Source organism: Micromonospora sp. NBC_00362 (assembly GCF_026342155.1).
GTDB lineage: Bacteria > Actinomycetota > Actinomycetes > Mycobacteriales > Micromonosporaceae > Micromonospora > Micromonospora hortensis.
In genome coordinates, this window is sequence record NZ_JAPENH010000001.1 from 5,788,539 (window position 1) to 5,813,817 (window position 25,279).

Annotated in this window: 20 protein-coding genes; 12 read left to right on the plus strand and 8 right to left on the minus strand. The window is 71.5% G+C overall.

Translation table 11 applies throughout. The features are described from left to right. The first annotated feature begins 48 nt into the window (after nucleotides 1-48). The 7 genes from OG992_RS26675 to OG992_RS26705 all read left to right on the plus strand — a co-directional run bounded on the left by OG992_RS26675 (nucleotide 49) and on the right by OG992_RS26705 (nucleotide 8,536). Nucleotides 49-2,415 carry a nitrate- and nitrite sensing domain-containing protein gene (locus OG992_RS26675; RefSeq protein WP_266304572.1) on the plus strand — a complete coding sequence of 789 codons (2,367 nt, stop codon included), beginning with the start codon at nucleotides 49-51 and terminating at the stop codon, nucleotides 2,413-2,415. After that, nucleotides 2,415-2,837: a roadblock/LC7 domain-containing protein gene (locus tag OG992_RS26680; RefSeq protein ID WP_112584065.1), complete on the plus strand. Its 423-nt coding sequence runs from the start codon at nucleotides 2,415-2,417 to the stop codon at nucleotides 2,835-2,837. Before OG992_RS26675 ends, OG992_RS26680 begins: the two co-directional genes overlap by 1 nt. Continuing rightward, a complete protein-coding gene (locus OG992_RS26685; RefSeq protein WP_238684486.1) occupies nucleotides 2,827-3,216 on the plus strand; it encodes a DUF742 domain-containing protein in 390 nt (129 codons plus the stop codon). The genes OG992_RS26680 and OG992_RS26685 overlap by 11 nt, the downstream gene beginning before the upstream one ends. Beyond that, on the plus strand, nucleotides 3,197-3,799 hold the full coding sequence (locus tag OG992_RS26690; protein WP_238684487.1) for an ATP/GTP-binding protein: 603 nt from the start codon (nucleotides 3,197-3,199) through the stop codon (nucleotides 3,797-3,799). Before OG992_RS26685 ends, OG992_RS26690 begins: the two co-directional genes overlap by 20 nt. An 87-nt stretch (nucleotides 3,800-3,886) precedes the next feature. Further along, entirely contained in the window at nucleotides 3,887-4,924 is a 1,038-nt protein-coding gene (locus OG992_RS26695) for a lactonase family protein (protein WP_266304573.1), read from the plus strand. 157 nt (nucleotides 4,925-5,081) lie between these two features. Then, nucleotides 5,082-6,839, plus strand: coding sequence for a substrate-binding domain-containing protein (locus OG992_RS26700; RefSeq protein ID WP_238684489.1), 1,758 nt, complete (start codon nucleotides 5,082-5,084; stop codon nucleotides 6,837-6,839). A gap of 281 nt (nucleotides 6,840-7,120) precedes the next feature. Beyond that, nucleotides 7,121-8,536, plus strand: a complete 1,416-nt coding sequence (locus OG992_RS26705; protein ID WP_238684514.1) for a sugar transferase — start codon at nucleotides 7,121-7,123, stop codon at nucleotides 8,534-8,536. Nucleotides 8,537-8,543: 7 nt separating this feature from the next. On the opposite strand, the gene OG992_RS26710 is transcribed toward OG992_RS26705, so the two are convergent. Next, a complete protein-coding gene (locus OG992_RS26710) occupies nucleotides 8,544-9,674 on the minus strand; it encodes a PP2C family protein-serine/threonine phosphatase (protein WP_238684490.1) in 1,131 nt (376 codons plus the stop codon). 58 nt (nucleotides 9,675-9,732) lie between these two features. Between OG992_RS26710 and OG992_RS26715 the strand changes: the two genes are divergently transcribed. Beyond that, nucleotides 9,733-10,398, plus strand: coding sequence for a MarR family winged helix-turn-helix transcriptional regulator (locus OG992_RS26715; protein ID WP_266304574.1), 666 nt, complete (start codon nucleotides 9,733-9,735; stop codon nucleotides 10,396-10,398). Between the two features lie 28 nt (nucleotides 10,399-10,426). On the opposite strand, the gene OG992_RS26720 is transcribed toward OG992_RS26715, so the two are convergent. Then, nucleotides 10,427-12,031 carry a PP2C family protein-serine/threonine phosphatase gene (locus OG992_RS26720; protein ID WP_266304575.1) on the minus strand — a complete coding sequence of 535 codons (1,605 nt, stop codon included), beginning with the start codon at nucleotides 12,029-12,031 and terminating at the stop codon, nucleotides 10,427-10,429. A gap of 126 nt (nucleotides 12,032-12,157) precedes the next feature. Beyond that, nucleotides 12,158-13,396, minus strand: a complete 1,239-nt coding sequence (locus OG992_RS26725) for an ROK family transcriptional regulator (RefSeq protein WP_238684493.1) — start codon at nucleotides 13,394-13,396, stop codon at nucleotides 12,158-12,160. Nucleotides 13,397-13,474: 78 nt separating this feature from the next. Here OG992_RS26725 and xylA point away from each other — a divergent pair, with 78 nt between their 5' ends. The 3 genes from xylA to OG992_RS26740 all read left to right on the plus strand — a co-directional run bounded on the left by xylA (nucleotide 13,475) and on the right by OG992_RS26740 (nucleotide 17,626). Continuing rightward, on the plus strand, nucleotides 13,475-14,662 hold the full coding sequence (gene xylA, locus OG992_RS26730; RefSeq protein ID WP_210784534.1) for a xylose isomerase: 1,188 nt from the start codon (nucleotides 13,475-13,477) through the stop codon (nucleotides 14,660-14,662). A 9-nt stretch (nucleotides 14,663-14,671) separates the two neighbouring features. Continuing rightward, a complete protein-coding gene (gene xylB, locus OG992_RS26735) occupies nucleotides 14,672-16,099 on the plus strand; it encodes a xylulokinase (protein ID WP_266304576.1) in 1,428 nt (475 codons plus the stop codon). 93 nt (nucleotides 16,100-16,192) lie between these two features. Further along, nucleotides 16,193-17,626 carry an MFS transporter gene (locus tag OG992_RS26740; RefSeq protein ID WP_238684495.1) on the plus strand — a complete coding sequence of 478 codons (1,434 nt, stop codon included), beginning with the start codon at nucleotides 16,193-16,195 and terminating at the stop codon, nucleotides 17,624-17,626. 369 nt (nucleotides 17,627-17,995) lie between these two features. On the opposite strand, the gene OG992_RS26745 is transcribed toward OG992_RS26740, so the two are convergent. The 5 genes from OG992_RS26745 to OG992_RS26765 all read right to left on the minus strand — a co-directional run bounded on the left by OG992_RS26745 (nucleotide 17,996) and on the right by OG992_RS26765 (nucleotide 24,250). Next, nucleotides 17,996-19,669 carry a glycoside hydrolase family 13 protein gene (locus OG992_RS26745; RefSeq protein ID WP_238684515.1) on the minus strand — a complete coding sequence of 558 codons (1,674 nt, stop codon included), beginning with the start codon at nucleotides 19,667-19,669 and terminating at the stop codon, nucleotides 17,996-17,998. Between the two features lie 30 nt (nucleotides 19,670-19,699). Beyond that, nucleotides 19,700-20,746: a LacI family DNA-binding transcriptional regulator gene (locus tag OG992_RS26750; RefSeq protein WP_238684496.1), complete on the minus strand. Its 1,047-nt coding sequence runs from the start codon at nucleotides 20,744-20,746 to the stop codon at nucleotides 19,700-19,702. A gap of 69 nt (nucleotides 20,747-20,815) precedes the next feature. Further along, entirely contained in the window at nucleotides 20,816-21,784 is a 969-nt protein-coding gene (locus OG992_RS26755; RefSeq protein WP_238684497.1) for a carbohydrate ABC transporter permease, read from the minus strand. A gap of 1 nt (nucleotide 21,785) precedes the next feature. Continuing rightward, a complete protein-coding gene (locus tag OG992_RS26760) occupies nucleotides 21,786-22,832 on the minus strand; it encodes a carbohydrate ABC transporter permease (protein ID WP_238684498.1) in 1,047 nt (348 codons plus the stop codon). A gap of 71 nt (nucleotides 22,833-22,903) precedes the next feature. Further along, complete coding sequence (locus OG992_RS26765; RefSeq protein WP_238684499.1) at nucleotides 22,904-24,250, minus strand: ABC transporter substrate-binding protein; 1,347 nt, start codon at nucleotides 24,248-24,250, stop codon at nucleotides 22,904-22,906. Between the two features lie 251 nt (nucleotides 24,251-24,501). Here OG992_RS26765 and OG992_RS26770 point away from each other — a divergent pair, with 251 nt between their 5' ends. After that, on the plus strand, nucleotides 24,502-25,275 hold the full coding sequence (locus OG992_RS26770; RefSeq protein ID WP_238684500.1) for a M23 family metallopeptidase: 774 nt from the start codon (nucleotides 24,502-24,504) through the stop codon (nucleotides 25,273-25,275). The last annotated feature ends 4 nt before the right edge of the window (nucleotides 25,276-25,279 follow it).

The following is a 25,279-nucleotide window of genomic DNA, read 5'->3' on the forward strand; positions in this document are numbered from 1 at the left end:
GCTCGGCGGCGCCGGCACCCTCCTGCCACCCTGTACGGGCGAGGTCTGATGAAAACCCGCGACTGGCCGATCCGCTCGAAGCTGACCGCGTTGGTCGTCGCGCCGGTGACCGCGCTCCTGGCACTGTGGATCTTCGCGACCACGCTGACCTTCGGTCCCGCACTGAACCTGCTCTCCGCCCGCACCCTGTTGTACGACCTGGGTCGCCCTGGCGAGACAGTCGTCACCGAGCTGCAACGGGAACGTCGACTCTCGGTGGTGCAGCTCGCCGGTAACTCCGAGCTGCCCGCGCTCGCCGAGCAGCGCGGGCGCACCGATCGGGCGATCGCCGAACTGCGCCGCCGGGTGGACGGAGAGCCGCTGCGCGACGCCGCTGACGACCTGCTGGAAACCCGGGTCGACCAGCTGGTCAACACCCTGGCGGCGCTGCCGGACGGGCGGAAGTTCATCGACCAGCGCAAGGTGGACCGCGCCGGCGCCATCGGCCTGTACAGCGGCATGGTCTCGGCGGCCTTCCAGGCGTTCGCCGGCATGGCGACCCTGACCGACCCGGACATCAACCGGCAGGCCCTGGCGCTCACCGCGCTCGGTCGCTCCCGGGAACTGCTCGGCCAGAGCGACGCGCTGCTGGCCGGCGCGCTCACCGCCGGACGGTTCGCCGAGGGGGAGCACACCCAGCTCGTACAGGCCATCGGCAACCAACGGTGGCTCACCGAGAGCGCCGTGGCAGACCTGCCCGCGAGTAGCCGGGTCGCGTACCAACGGTTGACCGAGAGCGAGGCGTTCACGCGGCTGCGCAGCATGCAGGACGCGCTGGTCGTACCGAACCGGTCCGGCCGGCCGACTGTCGACGCGGCGGCCTGGCAGGCCAGCCAGGACGCGGTGCAGCAGCAGTTGCGGGACTTCGAACTGTCCGAGGCCGACGCTCTCGCCGACCGTTCGGTGCCGATGGCTGTCCGCATCCTGGTGCGGCTGGCCGCCGCCGGCGTACTCGGGCTCGTCGCTGTCGTCGTCTCGGTGCTCGTGGCGCTGCGGGTCGGCCGCACCCTGGTCCGCCGGCTCAGCGGCGTCCGCACCGCCGCGCTGGAGCTGGCCGAGCACCGACTGCCCGACGTGGTGGCCCGGCTGCGCCGTGGCGAGCAGGTCGACGTCGCCCGGGAGGCGCCGCCGCTGGAGTACGGCCACGACGAGATCGGCGAGGTCGGGCGCGCCTTCACCGAGGTGCAGCGCACCGCCGTCCAGGCCGCCGTCGACGAGGTCACACTGCGTCGCGGGCTCAACGAGGTCTTCCTCAACATCGCCCGACGGAGCCAGAGCCTGGTGCACCGTCAGTTGCACCTACTGGACCGGATGGAGCGGCGTAGCGAGGACCCGGACGAGCTGGCCGAACTGTTCCAGGTCGACCACCTGGCCACCCGGCTGCGCCGACACGCCGAGGATCTGGTCATCCTCGCCGGCTCCGCGCCCGGCCGGGGCTGGCGGAACCCGGTCGCGATGGTCGACCTGATCCGCGGCGCGATCTCCGAGGTCGAGGCGTACGAACGAGTGGACGTCAAGGCCGTGCAGCCGGCCGGCGTGCTGGGGCGGGCGGTCGGCGACATCATCCACCTGCTCGCCGAGCTGGTCGAGAACGCCACCGCCTTCTCCCCGCCGGACACCCGGGTCACCGTCACCGGGGCCCAGGTTGCCAACGGGTACGCCCTGGAGATCACCGATCAGGGACTGGGCATGTCCGACGCGGCACTGGAGACCGCCAACACGCGACTGGCCAGCTCGCCCGAGTTCGACCCGGCGCAGAGCGCCCGACTCGGCCTGTTCGTGGTGGCCCGGCTGGCGGCCCGGCACGGCGTACGGGTGCGGTTGCGCCCGTCCGGCGAGGGTGGCGTGACCGCCGTGGTGGTGGTCCCCGGCGACCTGGTCACCACCGAGCCGCCGGCCGGCCCCGACCCCGCCACGCTCGGTACCGCTTCGGCCGACCCAAGCCGGCGGTTGGCTCGGACGGCGCGCCGGGGCGCTGTCACCCGTCCCCGTACCCGCCCGCCGACGGCCCCGTCCGCCAGCACGGCCCCGCCCGCCCCACCCACCGGAGCGCCGACCTCGGCCATCCCGCCCGCCAATGGGCGCGACGAGGGATCGGCGACCTCCGACGAGCCGGAGGACGAGCTGGATGGCCTGCCCCGCCGGGTGCGACGTCGTACCCCCGCCGCCCAGCCCCGGTCGACAGTCACCGACACGCCGTCGCCCCGCTCGCCGGAGGAGGTCCGCCAGGTGATGGCGGCGCTCCAGGCCGGCACGGCCCGCGGACGCGCCACCGCCACCACCCCGACGGCGCCAACCGGCCCGACGGCTCAGGCGGCCCCCACCGACCCGCCGACGACCCCCGAACCCCCGACCGTGACTGAGAGGGACGCCTAGTGCGGCATTCGACGAAGCAGAGCGCCGGCCTGGACTGGTTGCTCGACGAACTGGTGCAACGGGTACCGGCCGCCCGCGAGGCGGTGGTGCTCTCCGCCGACGGCCTGCTGCTCGGCTGCTCGGCCGAGCTGGAGCGCTCCGACGCCGAGCACCTCTGCGCGCTGGCCGCCGGCTTCTCCAGCCTCGCCCGAGGCGCCAGCCGCCACGTGGACGGCGGCCCGGTCCGGCAGACAGTGGTGGAGATGGAGGCGGCGTACCTCTTCGTCACCGCCGCCGGGCAGGGTGCCTGCCTGGCCGTGGTGAGCGACGCCGACGCGGACATCGGGCTGGTCGCGTACGAGATGGCGATGCTGGTGATCCGCGTGGGGGAGAGCCTCGCCGCGCCGGCCCGATCGGCAGCGGGTGCCGGAGATGCGGACTGAGCCGCCCGGGCCGCAGCACGAGTGGCTGGACGGTGAAGCCGGCCCGGTGATGCGCCCGTACACGCTCACCGGAGGCCGAGTGCGCTCCGCCGTCGACGATTTCAACCTGGTCGCGTTCGTGTTGGCCGGTTCGGACATCGACGCGACGAGCCATTCGCATCTGCTGCCGGAGCATCGACGGCTGGTCATGTTGGCCCACCGGCCGGTGTCGGTGGCCGAACTGGCGGCCGAGCTGGACCTCGCGGTCGGTGTGGTCCGGGTACTGCTCGGTGATCTCCTCGCCGAGGGCCTGGTAGCGGTGCACGAGCCGCCGGCAGCCGGCATCCTTCCCGACGACGACATCCTCAAGGCGGTGGTCAGTGGACTCCGTGCGCTATGACCAGGTGGGCACCAGCACCACGATCCCACTGGCACTGAAGATCCTCATCGCGGGAGGCTTCGGGGCTGGCAAGACGACGTTGGTGAGCGCCCTGAGCGAGGTCCGTCCGTTGCAGACCGAGGAGGTGCTGACCGGTGCCGGGATCGGCACCGACGACATCTCCGGCGTGGAGGGCAAGTCCACCACCACTGTGGCGATGGACTTCGGCCGAATCACCATCAACGACGACCTTCAGGTCTACCTGTTCGGCACGCCGGGGCAGGACCGGTTCTGGTTCCTCTGGGACGAGCTGGCCTTCGGCGCGCTCGGCGCGGTGGTGCTCGCCGACACCCGGCGGTTGGCCGACTGCTTCCCCTCCATCGACTACTTCGAGCAGCGGGGAATCCCGTTCGTGGTGGGCGTGAACTGTTTCGACGACTCCCGCCGATTCAACCTGGAGACCGTACGCCGAGCGCTCGACCTGGACCCGGAGGTGCCGATGGTGCTCTGCGACGCCCGGGACCGGCAGTCCGGGAAGATGGTGTTGATCTCTCTGGTGGAGCACGTGGCCCGACAGCGCGGCGAGCCGGTGCCGGCGGCCTGAGATCCGGGCCGGAAAGCGGGTTAACGGGCCGGCAACGCGGGCAGCCTCTGGTTGGATCAACGAAGGATGCCGGCGGAGGAGTTGCGCGTGAGCGGTCAGGGTGAGGTCGTCCACATCGGGGGTTACACGGCGCAGAGCGGCGGGCGGGGCAGCGGCATCGTCGCCGCTCGTCGCGACCCGAGGACCGGGGCGCTGACCCCGCTCGGCACTGTGGCGGTCACCCCGTCCCCCTCCTTCCTGGTGCGGCACCCCACCCAGCCGGTGCTCTACGCGGTCAACGAGCTGACGGACGGCGAGATCAGCGCCTGGCGGGTCGGGGCGGACGGCGCGCTGGACCCGATCGGCAGTCGGTCGACCGGCGGCGCCGAGCCCTGCCACCTGGCGGTGCTGCCCGGCGGGGGTCACCTGCTGGCTGCCAACTACGGCAGCGGCAGCATCGCGGTCTTCCCGCTCGACCAGCAGGGCGCGCCCGGCGAGCGCACCGACCTGGTGGTGCACGAGGGGCACGGCCCCGACCCGGAGCGCCAGGACCACGCCCACGCCCACATGGTCTCGCCCGGGTCCGGCCCGGGGCCGATCTTCGGCGTGGATCTCGGCACCGACTCGGTCTACCGGTACGACCTGGACGAGGCGACCGGACGGCTGGTGCCGCGGGCGCCCCGGATGCGTACGAAGCCCGGCACCGGCCCCCGGCACCTGGCCCGGCACCCCGACGGGCGGCGCTGCTACCTCGTCGGTGAGCTGGACGCCTCGGTCACCGCCTACGAGCTGACCCACGACGGCGCGTTGCACCAGCGCGGGCGGGTAGAGGCGAGCGAGCGCGCCGGTCACGTCCAGCCGTCGGAGGTCGCTGTCGCCCCGGACGGCCGGTTCCTCTACGTCGCCAACCGTGGGGTGGGAACCGTGGCGGTGTTCACACTGACCGGGGAGCTGCCCGAGTTGGTGGCCGAAGTGGACACCGGCGGGGAGTGGCCCCGGCACTTCGCCCTCATCGGGGAGCACCTCTACGTCGCCGACGAGCGGGCGGACATGGTGCGGGTGTTCCGGCGCGACGCCGACACCGGTGTCCTGGAGGCGGTTGGCGAGCCGGTGCCGGTGCCGAGCCCGACGTGCGTGCTGCCCTGAACGATGGTTTAGAGACGTGAGGGCGGCACTGGTTTGGCGACGCCGTGAGGCTGCCTCGTCACTCTGTGTTGCGAAAAGGTGGTCAACTGTTTCTCCTCCGTAACTTTAGTCCGAACGGATGTGGCAGAGACGGCACCTAGTACGCAAGATGGTCACCGTGTCAGCAGGCCGCCATCGCATGCGTTCGAAACTCCATCTAGCCGCCGCCGCCGCAACGGCGGGGGTGCTCGTCGTGACGACGGGCGCGTGGTTCGGCTACCAGGAGTTGATCCAGCCCAGCTGCTCGGGAGAGATCCGACTCGCTGTGGCGGTCGCCTCCGAACTCGCGCCAGCGGTGGACGCCGCCGCCTCCCAGTGGGTCAAGGATGGCGCCGCGGTGGGTCCGACCTGCATCCGCGTCGACGTGTCCGCGTCCGACCCGGTCGACGTGGCGGCCGTGGTGGCCGCCAAGCACGGCGCCGTGCTGGCCGGCGTGGGGCAGGCCAGCGGCACCGCGGTCAGCCCCGACGTCTGGGTGCCCGACTCCTCGACGTGGCTGCTGCGGTTGAAGAAGGACGCGACGGCGTTCGCGCCGACCAACGGCCAGTCCATCGCGCGCAGCCCGATCGTCGTCGCGATGCCCGAGCCGATCGCCACCCGGCTGGGCTGGCCGGACAAGAAGTTCACCTGGACCGACCTGCTCAAGCAGGTCACCAACACCGGCGCGCCACTGCGGACCGGGATCGTCGAGCCGACCCGCGACGCGGCGGGCCTGTCCGGTCTGCTCTCGCTGACCGCCGCCGCCAACGGCGCCGGCGGCGACGCCCAGCGCAACACCGTCGGCGCGCTCCGCGCACTGGCCACCGGGCGCTCCTCGCTCCGCAACGACCTGTTGGCCCGCTTCCCGACGGCCAACGACACGACGTCCATCGCCAGTGGTCTCGGCGCGGCGGCGCTGTCCGAAGAAGACGTGATGGCGTACAACAGCAAGAAGCCGCCGGTGCCGCTCGCCGCGCTCTACATGGAGCCGGCGCCGATGCCGCTGGACTACCCGTACGCGGTGCTGCCCGGCATCGAGCCGAGCAAGGCGTCGGCGGCCAAGGTGCTGTTCGAGCTGCTCACCAGCCCGACCTTCCGTGACCGGCTCGCCGCGCAGTCGCTGCGCGCGCCGGACGGCAACTGGGGCGAGGGTTTCAAGGCGCCGCAGGGTGCCCCGAGCCCGTCCGGCGGCGCGCCGACCGCACCGGCGAACGGCGGCACCGCGGCGGGTGGCCTCGACCCGGCCGCCATCCAGCGGGTCGTCTCCAGCTGGTCGATCGCCACCCAGTCCGGTCGGATGCTCGCCGTCATCGACGTCTCCGGCTCGATGAAGGACCCGGTGCCCAGCGCCAACAACCGCAGCCGGGAGGAGGTCACCGTCGACGCGGCCCGTCGCGGCCTCGGCCTCTTCGACGACTCCTGGTCGATCGGCCTGTGGACCTTCTCCACCCAGCTGGTCGGCAACCGGGATTACCGGGAGCTGGTCCCGATCGGGCCGCTCTCCGGCCAGCGGGCCCAGTTGGAGGGCGCGCTCGCCACCGTCAAGCCCTCCAGCGGCGACACCGGCCTCTACGACACCATGCTGGCCGCGTACCAGGCGGTGCAGGAAAACTGGCAGCCCGGCCGGGTCAACTCGATAGTGCTGTTCACCGACGGCAAGAACGAGGACAACAACGGCCTCAACCAGCAGCAGCTGCTCGCCAAGCTCAAGCAGATCGCCGACCCGGAGCGGCCGGTCCAGGTCATCATGATCGGTATCGGCGAGGGCGTCAGCAAGGCAGAGCTGGAGTCGATCACCAAGGTGACCGGTGGCGACGTCTTCGTCACCAAGGACCCGAGCGAGATCGGCAGCATCTTCCTCAGCGCCATCGCACGGCGTCCCCCAGCGCCACGCTGATCCGACGCTCAGACGTCCGAGGGCCTGCCGTACCGTCGATTCGGTGTGGCAGGCCCCTTTCGGCCACCAGTTTGTTGAAGAAAAGTGACGGCAATACGTCGGAAGCAATCGGCAGTCATAGTTGTCAAGGCAGGATGTCGACTGTTCCGGCTTAGTCGGTCCGCCTCCGGTCCGACCCGTCGGCCGGGGCCATCCTGTACAGAGTGGGAGGGCCGGTGAGCGTGGCGACACTGTTGACCCCCGCCACGTCGGCGGAGCCCGATGGTCGACGCGCCGGGTTTGTGGCGCGTGCCGACGAACGGTCCTACGTCCGGGTCCTGGTGGTGCTGGACACCACCATCCTCATCATCGCGCTGCTGATCGGGTACGTCGCGCGTTTCGGTGACGACGAGCCGACCGGCTCGGAGATCCCGTACGTGCTGGTCGCCCCCGGGTTGGTGCTGGCCTGGCTGATCTCGCTCAAGGCGCTCGGCTGCTACGACGACCGGGTGATCGGCTACGGGGCGGACGAGTACCGGCGGGTCAGCTCCGCCAGCCTGCGCCTGGCCGGGGCGATCGCCATCATCGGATACATCGCCGACGTCGGCGTCTCCCGGGGCTTCCTGGGAATCTCCTTCGCGGTCGGCACCGTCGGGCTGGAGGTGGCGCGGTTCGCCGCCCGCAAGCGGCTGCACCGGGCCCGCTCGGTGGGCGCCGGCTGGTCCCGCAAGGTGCTGGTGGTCGGCGACACCGCCCACGTGTTGGAGTTGGTCCACACGCTGCGCCGTGAGCCGTACGCCGGCTACCAGGTGGTGGGCGCCTGCATCCCGGACGCGCTGCTCGCGCCGGTGGCGCAGCGGCTGGGTGACGTGCCGGTGGTGGGGTCGTTCCGGGGTATCCCGGAGGCCGCCACCGCGATCGGCGCGGACACGGTCGCGGTGACCGCCTCCGGTGAGCTGACCGCGACCCGGCTGCGCCGCCTCGGCTGGCAGTTGGAGGGGACCGGCATCGACCTGGTCGTGGCACCCGCGCTGACCGACGTCGCCGGCCCGCGCATCCACACCCGCCCGGTCGCCGGCCTGCCGCTGATCCACGTCGAGGCGCCCGAGTTCCGCGGCGTCCGCAAGCTGGTGAAGGGTTTCGTCGACCGGTCCGTCTCGTCGCTGGCGCTGGCGGTGCTGCTGCCGCTGATCGCGTTCATCGCGCTGGCCATCAAACTGGACAGCCGGGGCCCGGTGCTGTTCCGACAGGTCCGGGTGGGCCGGGGCGGGCAGGAGTTCGGCGTGTTCAAGTTCCGCACGATGGTGGTGAACGCGGACGCGCTGCTCGCCGAGTTGACAGCGCGCAACGAGACCGACGGCCTCATGTTCAAGATGCGCCACGACCCACGGGTGACCCGCGTCGGTCGGCTGCTGCGCAAATGGTCACTGGACGAGCTGCCACAGCTGGTCAACGTGCTGCTGGGGCAGATGAGCCTGGTCGGGCCCCGCCCGCCGCTGCCCTCGGAGGTGGCCCGCTACGACGGTGACGTGGCCCGACGGCTGCTGGTCAAGCCCGGCATGACCGGCCTGTGGCAGGTCAGTGGCCGCTCCGACCTGAGCTGGGAGGACGGCATCCGGCTCGACCTCTACTACGTGGAGAACTGGTCCCTCGCCGCCGACCTCACGATCCTCTGGAAGACCTTCGGAGCGGTGCTGAACGGCCGGGGCGCTTACTGACCACCGGTCACGGTTGCGGGCCGGTCCAGTCCAGGCAGACGACCACCGCGTCGTCGACCAGGTCACCGGCCACGAACGCGCGCAGATCACCGATCAGCGACCGGACGGCGTCCAGGGGTGCCATCGGCCCGGTCCGCCGCAGGAACCGGTCCAGTGCCGTCTCGCCGTAGCGCATGTGCTGACCGGTGGCCTCCACCACGCCGTCACTGACCACGAAGACCCGGTCGCCGCGTTGCAACGGGAACTTCTGCTCGTGATAGTCGGTCGCCTCGAACATGCCCAGCGGGAACTGCGCCTCCAGGGGCTGCTCGGTGACGTCCCCGTCGCGAAGCAGGACCAGCCGGGGCGACCCCGCGTCCACCACTGTCATCATCCCGGAGCGCAGGTCCAACTCCATCAGCAAGGCGGAGAGGTGCTGCTCGCCCCGGTACAGGTCGTAGATGGCCTGATCGGCGAGGGCTGCCTGGTCGGCCAGGCTCAGCCCGGCCCGACGCGCGTTGCGCAGCGCGTGGGTGGCCAGCGAGGTGAGCAGGGAGGCGGCCACCCCCTCACCGGTGCCGTTGATGGTGGACAACCAGACCCGTTCCCCGTCGTCGGACCAGTCGAAGCTGTCGCCGCGCACCGCGTACGCCGGCTCCAACTGCCCGGCCAGGCTGAACGAGGGACGGATCCGGCTGCGGCCGGGGAGCAGATCCCACTGCATCTCGGCGGCCAGGGTGAGGCGTTGGGTGCGCCGGGCCGCCAGATAGACGTCGGTCCCGGCGGAGACCGCCGCCACCTCGTGGGCGAGTGCGGTGGCGATCTCGGCCAGCGCGGCGACGACGTCCTGGTCGTCCGCAACGGGTGACAGGCGCAGCACCCCTCGACGCTCGCCACGCATGGTGACCGGGAACCAGGCGGTGCCGTCGGTCAGTATCGGCGACTGGTGGTCGAAGGCGCGCCAGGCCGGGTGCCCGGGGCTCGTGATCGAATCGTCGTCGCCGAGTGGCAGCAGCTCCGCGAGCCGGTAGTCGACCTGGTAGAGCTCGACGTCGGTGATGCCGTACGACTCGGCGAGCACGTCCCCGATACCACCGACAAGCCGGTCAGCTGGTGTCTCGTTCAGGGCACGTCGTGCCCGATTGACCGGTTCGCTCATCGTCAGTCCTTCACTGAAAGCTCGACCACCAGGAGGTTCGGAGTACTCTCGGGCCACCATGGCCGAACAGAACCGTCCGACGGACCCTGAGACGAGTATGGCTGCCGCGCTGGATGCGGCGGCCGCTGCCCTGCTGGGCATCTGGGAGTCTGCCCGGGAGGGGACCGCGAACCGCGTCTCCGGTGCCCAGTTGCGGGCGGTGATGGTGGTGGAACAGTACGACGGGATCAACCTGCGCCGGCTCGCCACCCGACTCGACATGCTGCTCAGCTCCGCCAGCCGTCTCTGCGACCGGCTGGTCGCCGCCGGCATGCTGGAACGCGAGCCGGGCCGCTTCGACCGGCGGGAGATCTCGCTGCACCTCACCCCGGAGGCCCGCCGGCTGGTCGCCGAGCTGCGGGCCGACCGCCAGGGCCAACTCGCCGCCGTGCTGGCCGGGATGAGCCGGGAGGGCCGCGACGCGCTGCTGCGCGGGATGCGGGAGTTCGACGAGACCGCTCGACGCCAGCAGGCGCAGCACGCGCCGGCGTCGGATGAGTCGACGGGCCAGGGGGACTGGCCGGGCGACCCGGACCGGCCCGGTGGGCGGCCGGATGACTGGTCGGGCGATTCGGATCGGCAGATCCAAACGGGGTGGACGGGTTCGTCGGGCGGTCCGGAACGATCGGTCGGCACCACGAGGGAATGGCCGGCCGGCGGCCCGCCGGTGGCGCGTACCGCCTGATCGAGCCGGCCCGGCGGTCGCCCGTCGGTCACGCCGAGGCGCCCACGGCCAGCATCGCGATGTCGTCGTGGGCCTGCCCGCCCAGCCAGTCGTCGACCGCCCGGAGCACCTGGTCGATCAGCGCCGCCGGCGGTTGCCCGGCCGCCGCCACGAGCGCGGCCCGCAGCCGGGCCTCGCCGAACATCGCCGCGTCACGCGGACCGCGCGCCTCGGTCACCCCATCGGTGTACGCGAGCAGCAGATCGCCCGGATCGAGGTGCACCCGGGTCTCGGCGAACCGTGCGGCCGTCAGCGCCCCCACCGGCATGCCACCGACCGGGACCGGGGTGACAGTGCCGTCGGTGGTGACCAGCAGGGGCGCCGGGTGACCCCCGCCGGCGATGCGGAGGTCCAGCCCGGCCGGCCCCCGGTCCAGGGAACCGAGCAGCAGGGTGGTGAACTGGTTTCGCCGTGCCGCGTCCGGCGCGTCGAGCAGTGCCTGGTTGAGCAGGTGGATCAGCTCCAGCGGGCGTTGCTCGACGAGTCGCAGCGTCTGCAACGACTGGCGGACCCGGCCGGTCAGCACCGCCGCGCCCACGCCCTTGCCGCACACGTCGCCGAGCGCGAACAGGGCGCCGCGGGGGTGCGGAAACACCTCGTAGAAGTCGCCGCCGATGCGCAGGGTGTCGCCCGCTGCCCGGTAACCGCCGGCCAGGCTCACACCGGGCACGACGGGCAGCTCGGGCGGGAGCAGACTGGTCTGCAGCACCCGGGCCAGGTGGGCCTGCTCACCGTGCAGGTCGGCGGTGGCCAGCGCGGCACCCGCGCGGGCGGCGAACTCCCGGGCCAGCTCCACGTCGCGCCTGTCGAAGCCGGCCCGCCCGGCCCGACGGATGAGCAGCAGCGCACCGGCCGACCCGCCAGCGCTGAGCAGCGGGCTGACCAGCACCATGCCGGCGGGGTCGAACTCGGGCGGAAGCAGGTCGGCCACGTCGGTGAGCGGGACGTCCGGCCAGGGGCCCGGCTCGGCCCGGTCGCCGGCCAACGCTTCGGCCAGCCCGGGCACGGAGCTGGTCAGCGCGGGGCTGGCCAGCCCGGTGATCGGGGCAGGCTCGCCGTCGGCGTACCGGATCCATCGGGCGTGTGGCTCGGCCGGCGCGGTCGGTCGGGGCAGTGCCACCGCGACGTCGGCCAGGTAGGGAACGGCGAGCGTGGTGGCGGCCAGGAGGACCTGGTCCCGGTGCAGGGCCAGCGCCAGCCGACTGCCGGCCTGGGCGAGGAACGCGGTGCGGGAGCGTTCGGCGAGCAGGGCCTCGGCGCGGGTGTGCTCCTCGGTGACGTCGCGGACGTACCACGCCCATCGGGAGCCGGCGAGTTGCCGTCGGACGCCGCGCAGTCGCCGGCCGTGGTGGTCGGCGTCGAAGCGGTCAGCGCCGCTGGCGACCGCCCGGGCCAGGGCTGCCACCGGGCAACCGGCCAGTTCGGTGCCGGCGTCGATCTCCGGGATCAACTCGGCCGCCATGGCGTTGACCAGGGTGACCCGACCGGTCCCGTCCGTTGTCAGCACGGCCTCGGCGAGCCCGTCGAGCAGCTCCCGGGCCAACCGTTCGTCGGCCGGCAACGGGGTGCCGCCGGGTTGCTTGGTCGTGGTCACCGCCGGACGCCGGCTCGCGTCTGACGACGTGTGCGCATGCTGCTTCTCGACTCCTCACCGGGGATCGTTGCCTGAGAGCAAGGGTACCGATTCTCCCCGACAGCGGCGCACGGCGCGGGGTGGCGATCAGCCGGCGCGGGCCAGCCAGCCGGCGGGCTGGGCGACGATCCGGCGGGCCACCGAGCCGGCGGCGCCCACCGCGGCGGCCTCCGCGCCGAGCGTCGACGGGCGGACCGTGACCGGCGACCAGGCCGCGGTGAGCACCCGGGCGCCGATCTCGGCGAGGACCGGGGGACACAGCCAGGGTGCGAGCGCCGCGTAACCGCCACCGAGCACCACGGTGTCCAGGTCGAGCAGATTGACGACGCTGGCCACCGCGACGCCGAGCGCCGTTCCGGCGTCGTGCAGCGCCCGCAGCGCATCGGCGTCGCCGGCCTGGGCCAACTCGGCCAACCGGGCCGTCGCGGTGTCCGCGGGAAGCTCCGCCCGGGCCAGCCCGGCGGCGGCCACGATCGCCTCCTGGCCGGCGTACTGCTCCAGGCAGCCCTGCCCGCCGCAGCGGCACGGACGGCCCTCGGGGTGCACCGGAAGGTGCCCTATCTCGCCGCTCCACCCGCGTACGCCGCGAAACAGCGCGCCGTCCAGCACGATGCCGGCGCCGATGCCCACCTCTCCGGAGATGTGCAGGAAGCTGGACGGGCCGGGTGGCTGAGAGTGCAACTCGCCGAGCGCCGCGAGGTTGGCCTCGTTGTCTACCACCAGTGCGGGGATGCCGGGCACCTGCTCGATCAGCGGAGGGTGCTCGGCGAGCAGCGCGGGCACCGGCACGTCACGCCAGCCGAGGTTCGGCGCGAGCCGGACCAGCCCGGCGTCGTCCACCAGGCCGGGCACCGCCAGCGCGGCCCCGACCAGGGTGAGGCCGTCCTCGGCAGCGTCCTCGCGGGCTGCTCCGGCCATCTCGACCAGGCGGGCCAGGGCGTCGGCGGGGGCCACCGGGCGCAGGTCGGCCCGGTGGACGGTGCGGTGCCGGACCTGGCCGGTGAGGTCCACGACGCAGACCGCCAGGTAGTCCACGTTGACCTCCAGGCCGAGCCCGGCCGGCCCCTGATCGGCCAGGACCAGTCCGCGCGCCGGGCGGCCGGCGCCCGAGCGGGGCGCGGGGTCGGACTCACTGACCAGCCGGCCGGCGAGCAGGTCCTCGACCACCGCGGACACTGTGGCTCTGGTCAGGCCGGTCGCTGTCGCCAGGTCGGCCCGGGAGGGAGGTCGGTCGGCCGTGGCGATTCGGCCGAGGACCAGGGCGAGGTTGAGCTCGCGCAGGCTGCCCTGACGGACTGCGCCGGCCGGGGCGTGGGTGAGGCTCACCCCTTGACAGTGCCATAGGGTGGGCAAATAATTCAATCGCTGAACAAATAGCGGACAACACCACCCCGGAGGTCGCTCATGGCACCCCGTCCCACCCCCGCCGACAAGTTCTCCTTCGGGCTCTGGACCGTGGGCTGGCAGGCCCGCGACCCGTTCGGTGACGCCACCCGTCCCGAGCTCGACGCGGTCGAGGCGGTGCACCGGCTCGCCGAGCTGGGCGCGTACGGCATCACCTTCCACGACGACGACCTGATCCCGTTCGGCGTCGACGCGGCCACCCGGGACCAGCACATCGCCCGGTTCCGCAAGGCCCTCGACGAGACCGGCCTGGTGGTGCCGATGGTCACCACCAACCTCTTCACCCACCCGATCTTCAAGGACGGCGGCTTCACCAGCAACGACCGCGACGTCCGCCGCTACGCGCTGCGCAAGGTGCTGCGTCAGGTCGACCTGGCCGCCGAGCTGGGTGCCAGCACCTTCGTCATGTGGGGTGGCCGCGAGGGCTCCGAGTACGACCTCGCCAAGGACGTCCGCGCCGCCCTGGACCGCTACCGCGAGGCCGTGGACCTGCTCACCCAGTACTCCATCGACAAGGGCTACAACCTGCGGTTCGCCCTGGAGCCCAAGCCCAACGAGCCGCGCGGCGACATCCTGCTGCCGACCATCGGGCACGCGCTCGGTTTCATCTCCCAGTTGGCCCACCCGGAGCTGGTCGGCCTCAACCCGGAGGTCGGCCACGAGCAGATGGCCGGGCTCAACTACGCCCACGGCATCGCCCAGGCGCTCTGGCAGGGCAAGCTGTTCCACCTGGACCTCAACGGCCAGCGCGGCATCAAGTACGACCAGGACCTGGTCTTCGGCCACGGTGACCTGATGAACGCGTTCGCCCTGGTGGACCTCCTGGAGAACGGCGGCCCCAACGGCGGGCCGGCCTACGACGGCCCCCGGCACTTCGACTACAAGCCGTCCCGCACCGAGGACATGGACGGGGTGTGGGCCTCCGCGGCGGCCAACATGAGCACCTACCTGCTGCTCAAGGAGCGGGCAGCGGCGTTCCGCGCCGACCCCGAGGTGGTCGAGGCGCTCGCCGCCAGCAAGGTCGGCGAGCTGAGCACGCCGACGCTGGGCGACGGCGAGGGCTACGAGGAGCTCCTGGCCGACCGGTCCGCGTTCGAGGACGTCGACGTGGACGCCGTGGCCGCCCGGGGCTTCGCCTTCGTCCGGCTCAACCAGCTCGCCGTCGAGCACCTGCTCGGCGCTCGCTGAGGCCCCGCCATGCCGTTGGTCGCAGGCGTTGACTCGTCCACCCAGTCCTGCAAGGTGGTGATCCGGGACGCGGAGACCGGCACCCTGCTCCGGCAGGGCCGGGCACCGCACCCGGACGGCACGGAGGTCGACCCGGAAGCCTGGTGGCAGGCGCTGCGTAGCGCCGCCGACCAGGCCGGCGGGTTGGCCGACGTGGCGGCGGTCTCCGTCGCCGGCCAGCAGCACGGCATGGTGTGTCTCGACGAGGACGGCCGGGTGGTCCGCCCGGCGCTGCTGTGGAACGACACCCGATCCGCCGACGCCGCCGCCGACCTCATCGAGGAGGCCGGCGGCGGCTCGGCCGGGAGTCGGTTCTGGGCGGAGGCCACCGGCAGCGTTCCGGTGGCCAGCTTCACCCTCACCAAGCTGCGCTGGCTGGCCACGCACGAGCCGGAGCGGGCAGCCCAGGTGGCGGCCGTCTGCCTGCCACACGACTGGCTGACCTGGCGGCTGGCTGGCGCACCGGGGCTGGACGCGCTGCGTACCGACCGGGGCGACGCCAGCGGCACCAGCTACTGGTCGCCGGCCACCGGTCAATACCGGCTGGACCTGCTGGAGCAGGGCTTCGGCCGGCGGTTGGTGCTGCCCGAGGTGCTCGGTCCGGCGGATTCGGCGGGGAAGCTGTCCGACGTACTGGGTGGGCCGGGCGGCGCGCTGCTGGGCGCGGGCACCGGGGACAACGCCGCCGCCGCGCTCGGTGTCGGCGCCGGGCCCGGTGACGTGATCGTCTCGATCGGCACCTCCGGCACCGTGTTCAGCGTCGCCGACGTGCCCGCCGCTGACGAGAGCGGTGCGGTGGCGGGCTTCGCCGACGCGTCCGGTCGCTTCCTGCCGCTGGTCGCCACGCTCAACGCGGCCCGGGTGCTGGACGCCGCCGCCGCGATGCTCGGGGTCAGCCTCGACGAGCTGGCTGAGTTGGCGCTCTCCGCGCCAGCCGGGGCGGACGGGCTGGTCATGGTGCCCTACCTGGAGGGCGAGCGGACGCCGAACCGACCGCTCGCCACCGGCGCCGTGCACGGCCTGACGCTGCGCACGTCGACCCCCGCGCACCTGGCGCGGGCCGCCGTGGAGGGCTTGCTCTGCGCGCTCGCCGACGGCTTGGACGCGCTGACCGCGCAGGGTGCCACCGCCCGCCGGGTCATCCTGGTCGGCGGCGGGGCCCGGTCGGCAGCGGTGCGGCAGATCGCCCCGCAGGTCTTCGGCTGCCCGGTCGTCGTCCCGCCAGCCGGGGAGTACGTCGCCGACGGTGCCGCCCGGCAGGCCGCCTGGGTCGCCCTGGGCGGCGACGCGCCGCCGGTCTGGGCGGTCGAGGGCACCGAGGAGTACGCGGCGACGGCCGTCCCCGCCGTGCGCGACCAGTACGCCGCGGCGCGCGGGTTGGTGCTCGACCGGCGCTGACAGTCGGGATCGACGCGGGTGGGTGCGGGCCGACGGTGACCGGCACCCACCCGCGTGACGACCTCCTTCACGTGGTCTGGTTGGCTGCCGGTCATGACGGTGACCAGTGGCGGGCCCGGCCTGCGCCCGCACGGTCGGGGCGGTGGGCCGGCGCACCGGCTGTACAGCGTCGTGGTGTTCGTGCTGCTCGCCTCGCTGGACAACGTGGCGATCGGGCTGGTTCCCCCGCTGTACGGCCCGATCTCCGACGCGTTCGACGTGTCCGGTCGGCTGCTCGGTGTGGTCACAGCGGTCAGCTTCCTGGTCAGCGCGGTCGCGGCGGTCGGCTGGGCGTACGTCGGGGACCACACCAACCGCAAGCCACTGCTCATGGTGGGAACGCTGCTCTGGGCGGCGGGCACCGGCGGTAGCGCGCTCGCCGACGGCTACCTGACGTTCCTGGCCGCGCAACTGGTCGCGGCTGTCGGCCTCGGCGCGGTCGGCTCGGTGGGCTTCTCCGTGGTCACCGATCTGATCTCACCGACCCGGCGCGGGCTGGTGATGAGTTTCTGGGGGCTCTCCCAGGGGGTCGGCACCCTCGCGGGCACTCTCGTCGGCGGGCTGCTCGGGGCTGCCGACTGGCGGCGGCCGTTCCTGCTGTTGACCGGCGTCGGCCTGGTCGCCACAGTGGCCTACCTGTTCACGTACGACGTCCGGCGTGGCCAGAGCGAGCCGGAACTGGCCGGCAGGTTGGACGCCGGCGCCGAGTACGACTACCGGATCAGCCGCGCCGACCTGCCACGCATCCTGGCCCGGCGGACCAACCGGTGGCTGATCCTGCAGGGCCTGACCGCGCAGGCCGCGTTCGGCTCGTTGGTCTGGCTGCCGGTGCTCTTCGCCGAACGGGCCGAGGCGCAGGGCTACTCCACCTCGACAGCGGTGGTGGTGGGCAGCGTCTTCGCCACCCTGTTCCAGCTCGGTGGGGTGCTGTCCATCGTGGGCGGGCTGATCGGTGACGCCGTGCAACGGCGTACCCCGCGAGGGCGGGCACTCGTCGCCTCGATCGGCATCCTCGCCGCGCTGCCGTTCTACCTGGTGTTGTTCTTCGTACCGGTGACCATCGACGTGCCGGACGGCGCGAGCGGCGGCGCGGTGGTGGGTGCGGTACTGGCCAGTGTGTTCACCGAGCCGTCGGTCGGGCTGAGCCTGCTCACCGCCATCGTGGCGCTCGCGTTGACCTCGGCCAACTCGCCGAACTGGTTCGCCTTGATCGCCGACGTCAACCCACCGGAGCACCGGGGCACTGTCTACAGCCTGGGCAACCTGGTCAACGGGGTTGGTCGCGCGGCCGGCAACGGGCTGGTCGGGGTGGCCTTCCAGGCCCTGCGGGCGGCATTCCCGCCACCGCTGAACTTCGCCGTCGGGCTGGCCGCGTTCCAGCTCTTCTTCATCCCGACCGGTGTCATGTACTGGCTCGCCTCGCGAACCTCACCGGCGGACATCGACAACGTGCACGACCTGCTGCACACCCGAGCCAACCGCCTCTAACCCCCACTCACCCCCACTCACCCCCGCCCCGCGATCTTGCGCTTACTGTCCCGACACAAGCGGCATAGAACCCATACCGACGACCGAATCTGCAAGATCGGCGCGGCGGCGGCGTGGGTGGCACGTTCGGTGTGCGGTTCCGAGGGCTCAGGCGTCCCGCGCCACTCGAGATCGCGCTACTTCCTGGTTCTCGTTGCCTTCCGGCGGGCCGAGGCCACCGCATCCTGGAATGAGTGCGATCTCGAGGGTGCGGGGCGCGGGCGCACGGCGGGCGGGCATGAATCGTTTACGACATCAGCTCCATAGCGGGCCGGTCCACGCTGATCGGCCCGCCCGCGAGTACCGCGGAACGGGCCGGTCAGCGTTCGGTCAGCCTCGCAGCCAGACGGTCACGTCAGCCGGGAGCGCGCCGTCGTCGTCCAGGGGCGCGCTGGCGGCGAGCACCTCGGCGCCGGCCGGCACCGGCACCGGGGCGGCACCGAAGTTGGTCAGCACTGTCAGCTCACCGTTGCGGAAGCTCAGCACCTCGTCGCCGGAGGACAACCACTCCAGGGTGCCGCGACCCAGCCCGTGGGCACGGCGCAACCGCAGCGCCGTGCGGTACAGCTCGTACGTCGAGCCGGGCACGTCGCGTTGGCGGTCCAGCGCGTACTCCGCCCAGAGCGCGGGCTGCGGCAACCAACTCGCGTCGGTCGGCCCGAAGCCGTACGACGGGGCGTCGGCCTCCCACGGGATCGGCACCCGGCAGCCGTCCCGGCCGCGCTGGGTGTGCCCGCTGCGTGCCCAGGTCGGGTCCTGCCGGGCCTCGTCGGGCAGAGTGGTGTGCTCGGGCAGCCCCAGCTCCTCACCCTGGTACAGGTACGCCGAGCCGGGCAGCGCCAGCATCAGCAGGGTCGCCGCCCGGGCCCGGCGCAGACCGAGTGCGGCGTCCGGCTGCGGGTCGCCGATGCCGATGCCGTTGGGGCGTACGGTGCCGACCGGCAGGCCGAGCCGGGAGGCGTGCCGCACCACGTCGTGGTTGGACAGCACCCAGGTGGTTGGCGCGCCGACCGAGTCGGTCGCCTCCAACGAACGGGTGATCACCGCGTACTGGGCCGGTGCGCTCCAGGCGGCGAGCAGATACTCGAAGTTGAACGCCTGGTGCATCTCGTCCGGGCGGACGTAGCGGGCCAGCCGCTCGGCCGGTTCCACCCAGGCCTCGGCGACCAGCACCCGCTCGCCGGGGTAGCTGTCCAGCACCTGCCGCCACTGCCGGTAGATCTCGTGCACGCCGTCCTGGTCCCACATCGGCGGGCGGGGCTTGTCGATCTCGTTGCCGGAGAGGATCTCCTGCGGCTCCTGCCAGTCCGCCAGGTCGGCCTGCTTGATGAGGCCGTGCGCCACGTCGACCCGGAAGCCGTCCACGCCGCGGTCCAACCAGAAGCGCAGCACGTCCAGGAACTCCGCGTGCACCTCCGGGTTGTCCCAGTTGAGGTCCGGCTGCCCAGTGTCGAACAGGTGCAGGTACCACTGGCCGGGCTGTCCGTCGGCGTCGACAGTCCGGGTCCAGGCCGGACCACCGAAGACGCTCTGCCAGTCGTTCGGCGGCTGGTCGCCGGCCGGACCTCGGCCGTCCCGGAAGATGTACCGCGACCGTTCGGCGCTGCCGGGCGCGGCCGGCAGCGCGGCCTGGAACCAGCGATGCGCCGAGGACGTGTGGTTCGGAACCAGGTCGACGATCACCCGCAGGTTGCGGGCCCGGGCCTCGGCGATCAGCTTGTCCGCGTCGGCGAGGGTGCCGAACAGCGGGTCGATGTCGCGGTAGTCGGCCACGTCGTAGCCGGCGTCGGCCTGCGGCGAGGGGTAGAAGGGGGAGAGCCACACCGCGTCCACGCCCAGCTCGACCAGGTGGTCGAGGCGGGCGGTGATGCCGGGCAGGTCACCGATTCCGTCCCCGTCCGAGTCGGCGAACGAGCGGGGGTAGATCTGGTAGATGGCGGCCTCGGTCCACCAGCCGGTGGCCGGGTGACCGGAGGGGGTCTGCTGCGTCGGATCGGTGTTCAGGGTCGTCTCCCGTGTTGCGGTGTGTGGATTTCAGTGTGCCCGGGGCGGTGCGGTCGAGTCCCGGACCACCAACCGAGTGGGCAGGACCACCGGAGTGTCGCAATCGGCGCCCCGTTGACTGACGATGGGGCCCGGCGGTCGGGCCCCGAGCGGGTCGAGCAACATCTGGGCGGCCAGCCGGCCCTGCTCGGCAGCGGGCTGGGCGACGGTGCTGAGCCCGAGCACACCGGCCAGGTCGTGGTCGTCGATGCCGATCACGCTGACGTCCTGCGGCACCCGCAGTCCGACGTCGCGCAGGGCGGTCAACGCGCCCATCGCCATCTCGTCGCAGGCGGCGACGATCGCCGTCGGTGGCTCGCCGCGGGCCAGTAACTCGGCGGTGGCACGGTTGCCGCCGTCGATGGTGAAGGTGGACTCGATGTCCAGGGTGGGGTCGGGTCGCAGGCCGGCGGAGCGCAGCGCCGACTGGTAACCCCGACGTCGGTCGAGGTGGGTGGTGAAGGCCAACTCGTCGTCCGGGTCGCCGGAGATGTGGGCGATCCGGTGATGGCCGAGGTCGATCAGATGCTTGGTCGCGACCCGCGCGGCAGCCACGTCGTCGATCCGTACGCACGGCCAGTTGGGCACCCTGCTGCCCGAGCTGATGGTGACGCCGGGCAGTTCCAGGGTGGCCAGCGCGGTCAGGTCGGCCGGACGCAGGGGCGTGGCGACCAGCATCATGGCATCGACCCGCTTGTGCAGGTTCGCCGTACGCAGAACCCGCTGGCGGACCTGCTCCCGGCCGCCCAGGTTGTAGAGCAGCAGGTCGTAGCCGGACTGGTGGAGGTATTCCTCGACCGCCTCGACGACGGTGCTGAAGAACCAGCGGGTGATCCGGGGGACCACCACCGCGACAGTGCCGGTCCGGCCGCCGGCGAGCCGGGACGCGCTCGGCGAGACCTCGTAGTCGAGTTGCTCGGCGGCGGCGAGTACCCGGCGTCGGGTGGCGGCCGAGACCGTCGGTAGTCCGCGCAGCGCCCGCGAGACGGTGGCAGTGGACACTCCGGCCAGCCGGGCCACATCATCGATCCTCGTCACGGTTTCCCCCGCTCGGTGCCCGGAGCGTCCGCCGCCGCCCGAGGGGCCAGGCGGCGGCGGACGCCTGGGTCAGCCCTTGACGCTGCCGGCGAGCAGACCTCGCACGAAGAAGCGCTGCAGGGACAGGAACACGATGAGCGGTACGACGATGCTGACGAACGCACCGGCGGTCAGGCGCTGCCACTCGTTGCCGCGGGTGCCGGCCATCTCGGCGAGCCGGACGGTGAGCGGAGCGGTCTCGTCGCCGCCGCCCGCGAAGATCAGCGCGACCAGCAGGTCGTTCCAGACCCAGAGGAACTGGAAGATGCCGAACGCCGCCAGCGCCGGGGTGATCAGCGGCAGCACGATGGTGCGGAAGATCTTCGGGTGGGTGGCCCCGTCGACCCGGGCCGCCTCCATCAGGTCCCCCGGCAGTTGCGAGATGAAGTTGTGCAGCAGGAAGACGGCGAACGGAAGCGCGAAGCAGGTGTGGGCGAACCACACCTGGGCGAACTTCTGCTCGTCGACCAGGTCCCAGGCCGGCATCAGTGTGACGCCGCCGAGGCTGACCCCGGTGGAGAAGAACCTCAGCAGCGGCACCAGGGCCATCTGCAGCGGCACGATCTGCAACGCGAAGATCGCGATGTAGACCCAGTCCCGGCCACGGAAGTTGATCCACGCCAGCGCGTACGCGGCGAGGGCCGCGAAGGCGAGCGGGAAGAGCACCGACGGGATGGTGATCGCCAGCGAGTTGATGAAGGAACCGGCGAGCTGCCCGGAGGACGCCGAGCGCCCGAACAGGACCTGCTCGTAGTTCTCGAAGGTGAACTGCGGGTTGGTGAAGGCCGTCCACCAGCCGGTGGTCTTGATCTCGTCCTCCGGGCGGAGGGAGGAGATGAGCAGACCGAAGGTCGGGATGGTCCAGACCACCGCGATGACGATCGAGACGAGCGTCGCGGTGCGGCTGTTCAATCGCTTGCGGACCCGGCCGACCGCGCTGGTCGGGGTGCCGTCGGTCTTCTGGGTGCCGGCGGCGACGGTGGGCGTTGCGGTGGTCATCTCAGCCCTCCCGCTGTTGACGGAGGTTACGGATCTGGTAGATCACGACCGGGATGACCAGGATGAAGAGGAAGACCGCGAGCGCGGAACCCCGCCCGTTCTCGCTGTACCGGAACGCCTGGTTGTACATCTCGTTGGCGATCACGCTGGTGTCGTAGTTGCCGTTCGTCGAGGTCCGGACGATGTCGAAGACCTTGAGCGTGGCGATCGTGAGGGTCACCATCACGACGATCAGCGCCGGTCGGATGCTCGGCATGGTGATCTGCCAGAACATCTGCCACGGGCTGACACCGTCGAGCCGGGCGGCTTCGACGATGTCGCCGGGGATCGCCTTGATCGCGGCGGAGAGCACCACCATGGCGAAGCCGGCCTGGATCCAGACCATGATGACGATCAGCAGCAGCGTGTTCAGTGGTGATTCGAGCAGCCACTGCTTGGGCTCACCGCCCAGGCTGACCACGATCTGGTTGAGCAGACCGATCTGGTCGCCGTCGCCTCGGTAGGCGTAGACGAACTTCCAGATGATGCTGGCGCCGACGAAGGAGATGGCCATCGGCAGGAAGATCAGTGACTTGGCCACCGCCTCGAACCGGGCCTTGTCCACCATTACGGCGTAGATGAGGCCGAATCCGGTCGCCACCAGCGGGACCAGGAGCACCCAGATCAGGGTATTGATCAGGACCCGGACGATCGCGTCGTCGGAGAACATCCAGCCGAAGTTCTCCAACCCGACCCACTCGGTGCTGGTCCTGTTCATCAGGGAGAGCAGCACGGTGCGGATGGCCGGTACGACCAGACCGATGGTGAGCAGCAACAGCGTCGGCAGCAGGAAGAAGAGCGCGAAGATCCCCTCCCGCTGCTTGAGCCGACGGGGAAGTGGAGCACCACTCGCCGAGGCGGCGACGAGCTGCGCCTCCCGTCGCCGGGCGAACCAGGCCGGCACCACGTCGAGCAGCAGTAGGAGACCACCCACCACCAGCACGAAGGCAACCAGCCCGTACATCAGCATGAGGAGCTTCGGCTGCTCATCGGCGAAGTCGAACTCCATCAACCCTCCCTTCCGGGTCCACCTCGGCCGGTGGCCCGGCCCGCGTCAGCGGACCGGGCCACCGTCGGGGATCACTTAGGCCAGCTGCTCTCGATGCCCTGGAGCACCGGGGCGGTCGCCTTGCCGTTCAGCCACTCGACCATGCCCTTCCAGAACGTTCCCGCGCCGACGCCGGCCGGCATCAGGTCGGATCCGTCGAAGCGGAAGGTGCCCGTCTTGTCCTGGAGGATCTGGACGGAGAGCTTGTCGATCGGGCTGGCGACGTTGGCGATGTCCAGCTTGTTGTTCGCCGTGACCCAGTTGCCGAGCTTCGCGCGGCTGTTCACGTACTCCGCCGAGACCAGGTAGGTCTGCACGGCCTGGACCTCGGGACGGTCGGCGTAGCCGACGACGAACTCACCCGCGCCCAGAACCGGCTTGCCCTTGGACGGGTCGATGGCCGGGAAGTAGAAGGCGAACGCGTCGCCGTCCTCGGCCACCTTGGTGCCCTCGGGGAACTGGTTGGCGTAGAACGACGCCTGTCGGTGCATCGCGCACTTGCCGGTGGTCACCGGCAGGCCCGCCTCCTGGAAGGCGGTGGTGGTGATGCTCTTGACGCCGCCGAAGCCGCCGTTCATGTACTTGTCGTTCTTGAGGATGCTGCCGGCGCGGTCGACCGCGTCGACGATCTTCGGGTCGTTGAACGGGATGGCGTGGGTGGTCCACTGGTCGTAGACCTCAGGACCCTGCGTCCGCAGGACCACGTCCTCGATCCAGTCGGTGGCCGGCCAGCCGGTGGCGTCACCGGACTCGACGCCCGCGCACCACGGCTTCGTGCCGCTGGCGGCGATCTTGTCGCTCAGGGCGATGAGCTGGTCCCAGGTGGTCGGGACCTCCCAGCCCTTCTCCTTGAACGTCTTCGGCGAGTACCAGACGAAGGACTTCACGTTGGCGCCGAGCGGCACGCCGTAGAGCGTCCCGTTCACGGTGCCGTACTTCAGCCAGTCGGCCGGCATGTTCTGCTCGGCGAGGGCCTTGGTGTCGGCGCCGAGGGACTTCAGCTTGCCGGCGTCCGCGAAACGCTTCACCAGGCCCGGCTGCGGCACGAAGGCGATGTCGGGGGCGTTGCCACCGTCGACCCGGACGGGGAGCTGCGCCTCGAACTCGCCGCTGCCCTCGTAGTCGATCTCGATGCCGGTGCACTCGGTGAACTGCGACCACGACCGCTCGAGCAGGTCGGCCTCGGCATCACGGATGGACGCGTAGATGGAGACCTTCTTGCCGTCGTGGCCCTGGTACTTGTCGTATGCGGCGCACTCCGCGGAGCCCGCTTTGCTGCTCTTCTTGTCGTCGCCGGTACCGCAGGCGGTGGCGCTGAGCGCCAGCCCGATTACACCGGCGATCACGAAGGCCTGGCGTGGTCTGGTAAAGACCGCCATGCCGTCCTCCTTCCTAGCCGGCGCGGTCGTGCTGGTGACCCGTCGCCGGTCCGATTGGGCGTGCACACATGTAAGCGCTTGCATCCGGCCCGGTCCACCCCCTGTCAGACACGAGCGAGTAACAATCCGGAAACCTGCGGTCTGCCTGGTGGGCGCGCTCCCGGCGACAAGCTGGGGACTCTTTCGAAGATTGACGATATCTGTCAGGCTGGACACCTCGTATCGAAGGTTTTCGACATAGGAGGAGCTGTATGCGAAAGCGGTGGATCAGCCTGCTGGTGACGGGTCTCATCGTCGGGGGAGTCCTGGCGCCAGCCAGCCCGGCGCTGGCCGCGCCGACCTTCAAGGTGCCGTTCCCGTGCGGCCAGTCCTGGTCCGGGCAGACTCGATCGGGTCACAGCCCGGCGAACGCCGTCGACTTCAACCGCACCGACGATCAGGGCGACCCGGTGGTGGCGAGCGCCCCCGGCACCGTCGACCGGGTGACCGACCTCGGTGGCACCAGCTACGGCAAGTACGTCCGGATCAACCACGGCGGCGGTTACAGCACCTACTACGCGCACCTCAACGGCTTCAACGTCTCGGTCGGGCAGACGGTCGGGTACGGCAAGGTGCTCGGCTGGGTCGGCACCACCGGCGGATCGACCGGCCCCCACCTGCACTACGAGCAGCGCCTCAACGGCGCCGACATCCAGGTCCGCTTCAACGGCACTCTCGCGCTGTACTGGGGCACCAAGAGCTACACCAGTAACAACGGGTGCTCCTCGGGCAGCGGCAACGGCACTGTCGACACCAGCGGCACGGCGCTGACCGTCCGCTCCGGCCCCGGCACCGGGTACGCCTCGGTGGGCACCGTCGCCGACGGCGCCCGGGTGACCATCGCCTGCCAGACCAGCGGCACCACTGTCACCGGCACGTACGGCACCAGCTCGATCTGGGACCGGATCGGCTCCGGCCGCTACATCGCCGACGCGTACGTGTACACCGGCTCCGACGGCTACATCCCCGGCGTTCCCCGCTGCTGATCCG